The sequence below is a fragment of the Brevibacillus fulvus genome, from assembly GCF_016908525.1.
Classification (GTDB): Bacteria; Bacillota; Bacilli; order Brevibacillales; family Brevibacillaceae; genus Brevibacillus_G; species Brevibacillus_G fulvus.
The window spans coordinates 17157-26418 of sequence record NZ_JAFBEB010000022.1 but is presented as its reverse complement, the minus strand read 5'-3'; the positions used below and the strand labels follow the sequence as shown (position 1 = coordinate 26418).

The 9262-nt window shown below is 47.2% G+C and carries 15 protein-coding genes; all 15 read left to right on the top strand.

Annotation, left to right across the window (positions count from 1 at the left end):
- The first annotated feature begins 1 nt into the window (after position 1).
- The 15 genes from JOD01_RS19090 to JOD01_RS19020 all read left to right on the top strand — a co-directional run bounded on the left by JOD01_RS19090 (position 2) and on the right by JOD01_RS19020 (position 9216).
- Complete coding sequence (locus JOD01_RS19090) at positions 2–1033, top strand: phage late control D family protein (RefSeq protein WP_204520058.1); 1032 nt, start codon at positions 2–4, stop codon at positions 1031–1033.
- Positions 1034–1037: 4 nt separating this feature from the next.
- Positions 1038–1454, top strand: a complete 417-nt coding sequence (locus JOD01_RS19085) for a phage baseplate assembly protein V (RefSeq protein ID WP_204520052.1) — start codon at positions 1038–1040, stop codon at positions 1452–1454.
- Positions 1451–1852, top strand: coding sequence for a phage tail protein (locus JOD01_RS19080; protein WP_204520051.1), 402 nt, complete (start codon positions 1451–1453; stop codon positions 1850–1852). The genes JOD01_RS19085 and JOD01_RS19080 overlap by 4 nt, the downstream gene beginning before the upstream one ends.
- Positions 1849–2193 carry a lysozyme gene (locus JOD01_RS19075; protein ID WP_204520050.1) on the top strand — a complete coding sequence of 115 codons (345 nt, stop codon included), beginning with the start codon at positions 1849–1851 and terminating at the stop codon, positions 2191–2193. The genes JOD01_RS19080 and JOD01_RS19075 overlap by 4 nt, the downstream gene beginning before the upstream one ends.
- Positions 2193–3320, top strand: coding sequence for a baseplate assembly protein (locus tag JOD01_RS19070; protein WP_204520049.1), 1128 nt, complete (start codon positions 2193–2195; stop codon positions 3318–3320). The genes JOD01_RS19075 and JOD01_RS19070 overlap by 1 nt, the downstream gene beginning before the upstream one ends.
- Positions 3313–3921, top strand: a complete 609-nt coding sequence (locus JOD01_RS19065) for a phage tail protein I (protein ID WP_204520048.1) — start codon at positions 3313–3315, stop codon at positions 3919–3921. Before JOD01_RS19070 ends, JOD01_RS19065 begins: the two co-directional genes overlap by 8 nt.
- A complete protein-coding gene (locus JOD01_RS19060; protein ID WP_204520047.1) occupies positions 3915–4220 on the top strand; it encodes a hypothetical protein in 306 nt (101 codons plus the stop codon). The genes JOD01_RS19065 and JOD01_RS19060 overlap by 7 nt, the downstream gene beginning before the upstream one ends.
- Positions 4217–4834 carry an integrase gene (locus JOD01_RS19055; RefSeq protein WP_239565594.1) on the top strand — a complete coding sequence of 206 codons (618 nt, stop codon included), beginning with the start codon at positions 4217–4219 and terminating at the stop codon, positions 4832–4834. Before JOD01_RS19060 ends, JOD01_RS19055 begins: the two co-directional genes overlap by 4 nt.
- Before the next feature lie 66 nt (positions 4835–4900).
- Positions 4901–7042 (top strand): DNRLRE domain-containing protein, encoded by a 2142-nt coding sequence (locus JOD01_RS19050; protein ID WP_204520043.1) that lies wholly within the window; start codon positions 4901–4903, stop codon positions 7040–7042.
- Positions 7039–7236 (top strand): hypothetical protein, encoded by a 198-nt coding sequence (locus tag JOD01_RS19045; protein ID WP_204520037.1) that lies wholly within the window; start codon positions 7039–7041, stop codon positions 7234–7236. The genes JOD01_RS19050 and JOD01_RS19045 overlap by 4 nt, the downstream gene beginning before the upstream one ends.
- Positions 7236–7391: a CD1375 family protein gene (locus JOD01_RS19040; RefSeq protein ID WP_204520035.1), complete on the top strand. Its 156-nt coding sequence runs from the start codon at positions 7236–7238 to the stop codon at positions 7389–7391. The genes JOD01_RS19045 and JOD01_RS19040 overlap by 1 nt, the downstream gene beginning before the upstream one ends.
- Positions 7392–7467: 76 nt before the next feature.
- Complete coding sequence (locus tag JOD01_RS19035) at positions 7468–7773, top strand: hypothetical protein (RefSeq protein ID WP_204520033.1); 306 nt, start codon at positions 7468–7470, stop codon at positions 7771–7773.
- 10 nt (positions 7774–7783) lie between these two features.
- Positions 7784–8080: a hypothetical protein gene (locus tag JOD01_RS19030; protein ID WP_204520031.1), complete on the top strand. Its 297-nt coding sequence runs from the start codon at positions 7784–7786 to the stop codon at positions 8078–8080.
- The gene (locus JOD01_RS19025; RefSeq protein ID WP_204520029.1) at positions 8070–8375 is read left to right on the top strand and encodes a phage holin; all 306 of its coding nucleotides are present in this window, start codon (positions 8070–8072) and stop codon (positions 8373–8375) included. The genes JOD01_RS19030 and JOD01_RS19025 overlap by 11 nt, the downstream gene beginning before the upstream one ends.
- 1 nt (position 8376) lies before the next feature.
- Positions 8377–9216 carry a stalk domain-containing protein gene (locus JOD01_RS19020; protein WP_204520028.1) on the top strand — a complete coding sequence of 280 codons (840 nt, stop codon included), beginning with the start codon at positions 8377–8379 and terminating at the stop codon, positions 9214–9216.
- The last annotated feature ends 46 nt before the right edge of the window (positions 9217–9262 follow it).

Sequence of the window (9262 nt, the reverse complement as noted above, 5' to 3'; positions counted from 1 at the left end):
CATGGACATGATCGACGCACGACGCGCGGAATTAGTCATCTTTTATAACGGCCATGATGTGTCTATCGATCTGTCCAACTACAACTTAGACTTCACCTATACCGACGCTGCCCCCGGCGAGTCCGATGATATACAAATTACATTAGAGGACCGGGAAAACAAGTGGAAGAGTCCGGAATGGATGCCCGTACAGGGAGACAGTATCCAGGCAGAAATCAGAACGATTGGTTGGGAGAAGTCAGGGGAAATCAAACGACTTCCACTCGGGAATTTTGAAGTAGACTCCGTCGAGCTGGACGGCCCTCCTGATACAGTGAAGATCAAGGCGACGAGTCTTCCTGTTAAGGGAACGGCCAAACAGGAGAAACGTACAAAAGCGTGGGAAAACGTCACACTTGAATCAATCGCTGGGGAGATTGCCAAAAGAGCGGGATTGAAACTTACCTACCTCGCTCCGGTAAATCCCACTTATGAGCGGGTCGATCAGACTGAACAAGAGGATCTGGCTTTTTTGTATAGTCAGGCGAAGGAAGAAGGAATCGCCGTTAAGGTTGCTTCTGGCCAGTTGGTACTGTTCGATGAATTTGAATTTGAAAAAGGTGACCCAGTTGCTACCTTCACCCGCGGTAAGGACAACATCCTCTCGTACAAATTTGATTGGAGTGCCTCCTACGCTGCATACGTTGCATGCGAAGTGAGTTACACCCAAGCGAAAAAGAAACAGACGATCAAAGCCAAGTACGTGCCACCGGGAGCCCCAACTGTCGGCCCGGTGCTAAAGATCAACGAGCAAGCGGATAACGAAGCAGAGGCCCTGCGTAAAGCGCGGAAGATTTTGCGCGATAAGAATAAAGAGATGTCACTCGCTTCAATGTCCATGATGGGTGATACCAGACTTGCTACAGGAGTGACGATCTTGGTATCTGGATTTGGAACGTTTGACGGGAAATACCTCATTCTGAGCGCCAGTCACAACATCGGCAGCGGTGGCTACACAACGAGCATTACAATGCGGAAGGTATTGGGGTGGTAAAGGCATGAGTGTGTTGAAAAATATGCTAAGGGTCGGCATTGTATCTTCATCAAATCCGGCAAACGCAACGGTCAGGGTCTACTTCCCAGATCGAGACAACTTGGTTTCCAATGAACTGCCAGTGATCTTCCCGCACACGCTAAAAACCAGGCATTACAGCCTGCCGGAAGTGGGCGAGAGTGTCATTTGCCTCTTTCAAGGAAACGGGATCCAGGACGGCTACTGTCTTGGGGCGATCTACTCGGAAGTCGACTTGCCGCCTGTGCAGGATAAGAACCTGTCGGGGGTATGGTTCGAGGACGGTAGCCACATTTATTATGACCGCGAGCATCGCAGGCTGTATGTAAAAGCGGTTAGCGATATCTATATCGACGGTAATCTGCATGTATCAGGTCAGGTATACACAGGTGGTTCCACATGAGCAGTGCTCTTGGAAGTCTTGGACCCGTTGTGTTTGTCGCGACTCCAGAAACCATGCGTACATTTCAAAATTTCACACGAAGCGGCGCCAGCCGATACGCCGATCACGAAATCCTCGGAAACAAGCCTAAGACACAGTGGATTGGTCCAGGTCTGGATACCATTACATTCTCAATGGTGTTTGATGCCTTCTATGGTCTTAATCCGCGGAAGGAATTGAACCAGCTGGTGGAGATCGAGCGAGCAGGAAAAGCGATGCCTTTGGCCGTTGGCGGCGTCGGTATTGGCGTTTATATGTGGGTCATTACCTCGCTGGAGCAAACGTGGGACGTGGTCGATAATCAAGGCTACGTGCTGAAAGCTACAGCAAATATCTCCCTAAAGGAGTATGTGAAATGACGGAATACACAGTGACCATATCACCCACTCGAACGTGGGTAAATTTCGCGCCTGTGACGCAGTTGGAGGAAGTAAAGCAGAACATACGAACGATTGCGACGACAGCTCTCGGATCGGCTCCGGGATCCAGATCGATCGGTGTGGAATGGGAATTGGTAGATGAACCCATCAACATTACCAAATCGAGAATTACAGGGATGTTAATGGCAGCCATTGCCGAACAGGAACCGCGAGCTCAAATCACCCGAATCGATTTTTACGACGAGCAAGACGCTGCGGCAGGTATGTATGGGCGATTGGTACCCATCATTCGCTTTATCTTGGCAGAGGGGGAAACTTAATGTCAGATTTAACGAGTTTGCCAGACATTCAATTTATTAACGTGGATGCTGAAAAGACCACGAACGAGATCATTACGATTTACGAAGCGCTGGCAGAACGCAGCTTATACCCAGGGGATCCGATTCGGCTGTTTCTTACGGCACTGGCGCAAATTATCATCCAGCAGCGGGTGCTCATCAACCAAACAGCATTAAAAAATCTTTTACGGTATGCAAGCGGGGATATTCTCGATCACATAGGCGCTTTTTACAAAGTTCCACGTCTTGCAGCACAAGCATCTCGAACCACAGTACAATTCACTCTATCTACGGCATTATCCTCTGTAACCCTTATACCAGCGGGAACGAGGGTTGGGCCAGCTGGCGCAAACGGCCTGTTTTATGAGACGGTGGGACCTTTGGAGATCAAAGCTGGATCTCTGACCGGCAGTGTAGAAGCGATTTGCACAACAGCTGGTGTTATCGGGAATGACTTTCTTCCGGGACAAATTAACACGCTCATTGACCCCATCCCTTTCGTTCAAAGCGTAAGCAACGTAAATACAACTTCGGGTGGTGCGGAGCGGGAAAGTGATGATCACTATCGTGAACGCATTTACAATGCTCCAGAGTCCTTCAGCGTTGCAGGACCGGATGGGGCCTATCGCTTTCTAGCTGCCTCTGCACATCCACTTATCGTGGATGTGTCTGTGGACAGTCCAAATCCGGGTGTGGTAAAGATTGTTCCCTTGTTAGAGGGCGGGGAACTGCCTTCACAGGAGATTTTAGACTCGGTGCTTGCAAAATGTTCTGCATCCGACAAACGACCATTAACCGACCTTGTGACAGTCGTGGAACCGAATGTCCGCAAATATGACATATCTTTGACCTACTGGATTAGTGTATCGCGTGCAGCTGAGGCTCAAACCATCCAAACCACAGTAAAACAAGCGGTAGAGAATTATATCCTTTGGCAGAAATCAAAACTCGGGCGGGACGTCAATCCATCCGAACTAACTCGTCTTGTTATGCAGGCAGGGGCACATCACGTAAAAGTTGATTCACCTGAATATACCGAACTGCAAAACGATCAAGTAGCTGTGGCAGAGTCGGTATCGCTGACATACGGGGGGTTAACCAATGGTTAATTTAAGCGAAATCAGCCTAATCAATCTGCTTACTCCCAATTTGCTTGCGGATGAAAACATTCGCAATGCTGCGTTAAGCCTCGATAGGGAATTACAGGACATCGCTTCCGCAACAAGTCGATTGCCACTGCTCGCAAACTTGGACAGTTTAGATGAGCAATGGCTTGACGAGTTACTTTGGCAATTCCATGTAGAAGGCATTGAATTTGCGGAAACTCTCGATGAAAAGCGTGGCTTAATCCGAAACTCGATCGATGTTCACCGGACGAAAGGAACGCGTTATGCCATAGAAAGGATTCTGGAAATTTTATCAATGCAAGGCGTGATCGAAGAGTGGTGGGAATTCGATGGGGAGCCCTTTACATTCCGAATCGACATCAATATCAAGTCTGATCGTGTCATCACTAATGAAAAACTGAACCTACTTGAAAAGCTTGTCAAAGAGTACAAAAATACAAGGTCGCACTTGACGAAAATTGGTACAGTCCTGACAACAAAAGGGATCATTGAATATTCGTCTCCAGAAAAATTGCTGGTTGCAGAAAACATGCCACTCGATTGTGGAGCCTTTTATTGCGGGGGTGAAAACAGCTTATGTTAACAGACTATGCCCTGGAGCGACAGACTAACGCACTAGATACGTTATTTACCAGTGCAGAAATTGAAATTAATGGCATGACTAAGACTATGGAGTTATTAAAAATACGGAATAGTGCCAGTATGATCACCTTTTTGATTCGTGTACCGGAAAATGAGACAGGATTGATTACAAAACGGATTATCCGGGACAGAGAGGGCGTTGTCATATGGCAAGACAACGTGGAAGTCAACAAGGGAATTAGGGAGTTAGCCTTGTCTATTCCAATTGAACTGAAATGGAAGGTAGGCGAAACGAATTGACCTATGAAAAACAACGACATATTAACCGTCTGGTTGATCGTCCTAATACCTATACTTTGACAGAAAATGAGGACGGCACGGTTTTGATTGTGCCCGCGTGGCGGGTAATAGCGGGAACACCGGTTGACGAAGTTCGTTTAAATCATATAGAGGATGGGATCGAAGGAGCACATCTATTAATTGAGCAAACGGATCGACGGGTCACTCGTATTGAAGCCTTTCTTGATATTGATAGCCGTGGTGTAACCGGCGCGCAGGCACGATTTGCAGATACTTATGACGGCCAGACAGATCCAGTTCTTCAGTTCGATCAAACCAAAACCTTTTCCCTCATCGAATTGGCAGCAAGCACCTCTTTAGTCTCTGTGCCAGTCGCCTCCATAACTGGCTTTTCCGTTGGCCAAGAAGTTACCATTGCCTCTAGCGCTGGTGTAGAGGATCAGCCGATTACCGCCATTAACGCGGATTCCAATACACTCACCTTCCCGACGGTGCTATTTAGTCATCCAAAAGGAGCCATGATTGCCCGGTCGACGATGGAAAGGGATACAGAAAATCAACGCTTGCGAATCGGCAATTGGTCAACTTATTCCGTCACGATAACGGAGATTTAGGGGGATGGGAATATGAAGCAACCTTCGGATAACGGCCATTTAACGAAGTAAGAAAGGGGGAGGAACATGCCGGTAGTTACTTTGAATCGAAGCAATTCAGTTATACAAGACACTTATATTGATCAAGCAAATCCAGCAGCCAACAATTCTTCCAGTTACACATTAGTGGTCGGGAAGTCCGCAACAGCTAATTCAGTGAAGAGGGCATTGATACAATTTGACTTTGGGCTTATCCCTAATGATGTTATCATCAACAGCGCAACTCTAAAACTATATCAAAACACTTCAGGTACAACACCAATGACTATTCATCCAATTACGAGTAGTTGGGTTGGCGCATCGACGACTTGGAATACACCGCCAACATTCGATGTGAGTTCCGCAGTCTCTTTTTCAGGCTTAGGTGCCGCTGGCGTTTTGTCGATAGATGTGACTTCACTTATTCAAAGATGGATAAATGGTGAAATTCTTAACAACGGCTTTTTAATAAAGGCCAATGATGAAACGGCGGTAAATGCGATTGAATTTGCATCTTGTGAAAACGGAGTTACTGCAAACCGCCCAACCCTCACCATCGACTACACCATCCCGACAACAGGCAAAAAACAGGTAGAAGTTGTAGGTAGTGGTGCTGTTAAAACTGCATCAGCCGCGTCGTCTATCTCTCCTTCGTTGCCTGCTAACATTCAAGTGGGAGACCTCCTTGTTGCGCATATTGTCGCTACATCATGGAGTACGGCAATAAGCGTTCCGTCAGGATGGACAAAACATATTGAATTTGGTGATGGGGGATTAAACAGAAGAATATGTGTAGCCTCTAAGAAAGTTGTTGCTGGAGAAACTGCTCCTACTTTTACAGGACCATCGAACGAAAGTTATGGAGCAATAATTTCAGCATTTAGAAATGTAAAGGGCGTCGTGAAAACTTCTTACAAAACATTCGCATCAAGCGTGACTGCCGTCTACCCTTCTGATAGTCCCGTAACGACAACGGCAGAGAAAACGATGTTCCTACTTTTGAGTCAATTTTCAAGCACAGGAAATGCCACTCCACCATTAAGCTACAATGAATTGTATGATGTGAACGCAAGTACTTCCGTTACGAATTCACTTGAGGCTTCCTATCACTACATGTACTCGGATAAAGACCAGAGTATAGCGGAAATGACAACTAGCGCTGGATCCTCGGGATATGCCGCGTCCGCTTTGTTGGTGCTAGAGCCAATCGTCAACAACCCTCCAACGCTAACTCTCACATCCCCTGCCGATAATCAGACATTATCCGAAGGAAACAATTATCCTGTTGAGGGCAGCGCGACCGATACAGATTCCAACAGTACAGTAATCATCAAGTGCCAAATTAACAACGGGCCAATTCGAAATATAGGGTCAGGCGTATCCGATGGGATTACGCCTATTCCTTTTTCTCGTACATTGGTCTATCGGAATAAAAGAATTTGGGACGGCACAACAGATATTGTTGGTAGCGACTTGGCAGAAAACGTCGACCATACCCTCAAAGTCTGGGCAGAGGATGATCAAGGCGGAAAGTCTCCAGAGCAGACCATAAAATTCCGAGTGCTCCACAACAAGCCGCCTTTGCTGATGGTTGATGCATTTACGCCTGTTCAATCTGGATTGATACCACCGGATTTAATCACATTCTCTGGAGAGGTATCGGATCCGAATGGGAACACCGTGACCGTTACCGGCCAAGTGAACGATTTGAATCCAGTGACACTTCTGCAAGGCGTCACTGAAGGGTCATGGAATTTTTTCTTTCCAGTTAACCTGCTTAAAGAAGGGAATAACACTGTTACCATAAAGGCCACTGATCAATTTGGCTCTTTCAGCGTAAAAAACTACAACATAAACACCGCAGTTACGAAAACACTTTTAACCAAAGGAGTCGCCCGGTATAAGATCATCCCACCACTCGGCACAGCTAAGGAAATTCTGGCCTGGTTACAGCGGGAAATAGGAGATTTATCCGTAGAGGGTGCCGCCTCATTCGTGGATGCTGGGCAACCAGAGACATACACTACGTTGGCTAAAACTTCTGTCGATCTTGCGAACGGGGTAGCAGAGGATGAGTTGATTGGCAGCGTCGTGGATCCGAAACCTAATATTGTGTTTAAGCAAACTTTTATACGGGCTAATCCAGAATCAACAGAAGGGGCTGTCCAATTAGTGGGGGTGATTGAGTGAAGTACCGCAAGAGAAATCCAGACGGAAGTTTTGGGGAATTGGTTGAAACACCTGGGAACATCGAAAAGTTGAGTCCTGAAATGCAGATTCTTTTCGAAGCTCTCGTTTATAAAGACATGGAAGTGGCTGAGTTAACCGAACGACTTTCAACATTAGAGGCGGAAGTACAAGCCTTGAAAGGAGGTAGTGTTTAATGGTAAAGCCGTACATGATTCCGGCCTATGCCGTACTGGTTAAGTCCGGAGGTTGGGCGCTGGAGCCAACCGGTGCCGAAGGTGAAAAGGTGGTTCCGGAATCCTATCGCGTGCCGGTTGCTGAATATTTGGCTGCTCAAGAAACAGCAGCGTAAAACGCTCTCATAAAGGGAGAACCTTTGGGTTCTCCCTTTACTTTTCCCCTGAAAGGGGTGAGGAGGAGAAAAGTACGTGGATGAAATCAAGGATCTACAAAAAGGAATTACCGACATTTTAGTGGCCATCGGGAAAATCGAAACCGAGATCAAGCAGCTCAACAACATGGCCGGCAAACTGGATGCAACAGAAAAACTTGCGATCGAAGCCATGCAGAGCACCCGATCGGCTCACAAGAGGATTGACGGCTTGAACAAAGAAGTGGAAACCCTTGTTCACAAGGCAGAGGAGAGCAAGCGGGAAGGGAAAGACGATAAAAAATGGCTCATCGGTGTCGTCCTCAGCGTTCTGGCACTCATTTGGAATGTCATGAAAAGGTAGGTGCAAGCGGATGCGATCGTCGCGAAGAAAAAAGACCTGGGAGTTTTCAAAACTGGTGCTGGCTTTGGTGATGGCCACCTACTTTTTCGGGGTACTCTTCGGGGCCTACATCGTTTATCGATCCACTGCTGATCCTGGAACGACACTCGCCTCCCTCCTAACCTTCATTGGAGGCCCGACAGCGGTAGCCATCCCTTTTTACCTATGGAAAGCCAAGAACGAAAATATGCAAAAACACGGGGAGATGTCGTCTTTGACCGATAATGCCCCCGTTCAAAACGAGGAGGTTCAAAATTATGACCTTTGATATGACAAAGATTGTGGAAGCTCTGATTGCTCTAGTGGCTGCGGTGATTACAGCCTTCGTCATCCCCTACATCCGTTCCAAAACCACAGAAGCACAACGTTCGCAAATCCAAGCGTGGGTAAATATTGCCGTTGCCGCGGCCGAGCAAATCTTTAACGGAAACGACCGCGGAGCCGAGAAAAAGCGGTATGTATTGGATTTTCTCAAAAGCAAAGGCTTCACACTGGACGATGCAGCCATTGAAAATTTGATCGAAGCAGCGGTCTTTGAACTTTCCCAAAAGGTGGTGGAATAAGATGGCCTATCCAATAATTAATAACATTATTCCCGGATTGCCGAAGCAGGCTTTTCGTAATGGGGTTGGTAACTATGAAGGGGTTGTCGCCCATTCCACCGGCAGTTTTGCTCCCGATGAGAATCAAGTCAAATATTTTCAGAACAACTGGCAGAGTAGACAAGCCTTCGTACAGTTCTTTGTAGACTGGGACAGTATCCGGCAGACATCTGACCTGAACTATCGGGCATGGGGAGCGGGACCGACTGCAAACCAGCGATATGTTCATGTGGAGCTGTGCCAAACCCATGACCACGCCCAATTTTTGGAGAGCTACAAGCGGTATGTCTGGGTATTGGCATGGATACTGAAACGCAAAAATCTGGGCGTTTTTGATGGCAAAACGTTAGTGAGCCACGACTATTGCAGTAAGACATTCCGGGACACAACGCATACAGACCCCATTGGCTACTTGAAAGAGCATGGAAAGACATGGGCAAATCTTGTGGCTGATGTTAATGCGGAATACAGCAAGATTGATACGAATGGGAATTATTTATCCACAGCAAAAACCGAATCTGTGGAAAAGTGTAAGATTCAACTGAACGGTATCAAATTGCCCATAACCGGTTTTTTGAAAGCCGGCGTTTCGTACATTCCTGTTCGTGCCATTGCCGAATCTGCCGGCGGGAACGTGTACTGGAATCAAGCGACGAAGCAGGTCAAAGTGAACGATCACGACCTGGACGAGCACATCATTGATGGTGTTTCTTACGCACCTGCCCGGGAATTGGCGGCCGCATTAAACCTTTCCGTTGATTGGGACCAGCCCAACAAAACGGTAAAACTTTCCCAGGCGTAAGATGCAGAGAGGCGCAGTGTCCCCTCCCCGGGTTTTTCCGTGGGAG